2 protein-coding genes are annotated in these 1,294 nt (G+C 73.8%); one reads left to right on the top strand and one right to left on the bottom strand.

The window, feature by feature from the left end:
• Positions 1-222: 222 nt before the first annotated feature.
• Positions 223-651 carry a YbaB/EbfC family nucleoid-associated protein gene (locus tag IF23_RS0105185; RefSeq protein WP_051739242.1) on the top strand — a complete coding sequence of 143 codons (429 nt, stop codon included), beginning with the start codon at positions 223-225 and terminating at the stop codon, positions 649-651.
• Positions 652-681: 30 nt separating this feature from the next.
• On the opposite strand, the gene IF23_RS0105180 is transcribed toward IF23_RS0105185, so the two are convergent.
• Positions 682-1,254, bottom strand: coding sequence for a dihydrofolate reductase family protein (locus tag IF23_RS0105180; protein ID WP_030280291.1), 573 nt, complete (start codon positions 1,252-1,254; stop codon positions 682-684).
• Positions 1,255-1,294 lie beyond the last annotated feature (40 nt).

The raw sequence follows: 1,294 nt of genomic DNA, 5'->3' as shown, positions 1-1,294 counted from the left end.
CCGGGCGGGCCGGGGCGCTCCGCGGGGAGCGCCCCGGCCCGGCCTCGTGGCTGCGCCGCCGTGCCGGAGGCGGAGATCCCCCGAACAGGGACCTGGGCCGGTGCCGGGCCGGGCCGCAGGATGGCCGTGGACCGCTGCCGCCTGCCGCCGGTGGCCCGCGGTGCGCCCGCGCACGCCGCGCGGCCCGGTCCGTCCCCTTCCGCACCCCCGAGGAGCCCCGCCATGGCCGACAGCCCGTCCTTCGACATCGCCGCGCTCACCCGGCGGATGCGTGACCTCCAGGGGAACCTCGCCGGTCTGGGCGGGCTCAAGGACAGCGAGATGACCGGGCATGCGCGTGGCGGGCTGGTGACCGCGAAGGTGGACGCCGACGGGATGCTGACCTCGCTGCGGGTGGACCCGTCCGTCATCGATCCGGAGGATCCGCAGTCGCTGGAGGAGATGGTCGTCACCGCGGTCGCCGCCGCGCAGTCGACGCTGCGGGAGATGCGGAAGCAGCAGGTCGGCGAGTTCACCGAGGGCATGCTGAGCCTGGCCGACGGCCTCCGCACCGAGAACCGGCACCTGCGGGCCTCCCCGCTCACCGACCCGCAGGCGGCCGGTTTCACCGCCCCGGTGCCGTCCGCGGAGGACGGGCCGGGGAAACGCTGACCGGCCGCGGCGCGGGGCGCGCCGGGAGCGTCAGCGCACCACGTCGAGGACGTTCAGCTGGAGCCCGTTGGGGTACGTCGTGTGCTCGGTCAGCCGCAGTTTCCGGGTGGGCCGGTCGGCGGTGCTGAACAGGCGCTTGCCCGCGCCGAGGAGCAGCGGGAAGACCAGCAGGTGGTAGCGGTCGATCAGCCCGGCGTCGGAGAGGTGGTGGTTGAGGGTGGCGCTGCCGTTGACCAGGATCGGGCCACCCGCGGTCTCCTTGAGGGCGGCGACCTCGTCGAGGGAGCGCAGGATCGTGGTCCCGCCCCAGTTCGTGACCAGGTCGTCCTCGGTGAGGGTGGTGGAGACGACGTACTTGGGCATCGCGAGGTACCCGGCGAATTCCGCCACGTCCGGCCAGATCGGGCTGAACGCCTGGTAGCTGACCCGGCCCAGCAGCAGCGCGGTGGCCTGCGTCTGCTCGCGGCGCTTGATCTCGTACGCCTCCGGCAGGAAGTCGACGTCGTTGAACGTCCATCCGGAGTTGCGGTAGCCGGGCTCGCCGCCGGGGGCTTCCACGACGCCGTCGAGCGAGATGAAGGCGGTGCTGATCAGCGTGCGCATCGGGTTCCTCGGGATCCGGGCCGTCCGCCGCGGCGGTCAC

Source organism: Streptomyces catenulae, assembly GCF_000718015.1.
GTDB classification, from domain to species: domain Bacteria; phylum Actinomycetota; class Actinomycetes; order Streptomycetales; family Streptomycetaceae; genus Streptomyces; species Streptomyces catenulae.
The sequence above is the reverse complement of the archived record's forward strand: the minus strand, read 5'-3'. Positions and strand labels throughout refer to the sequence as shown.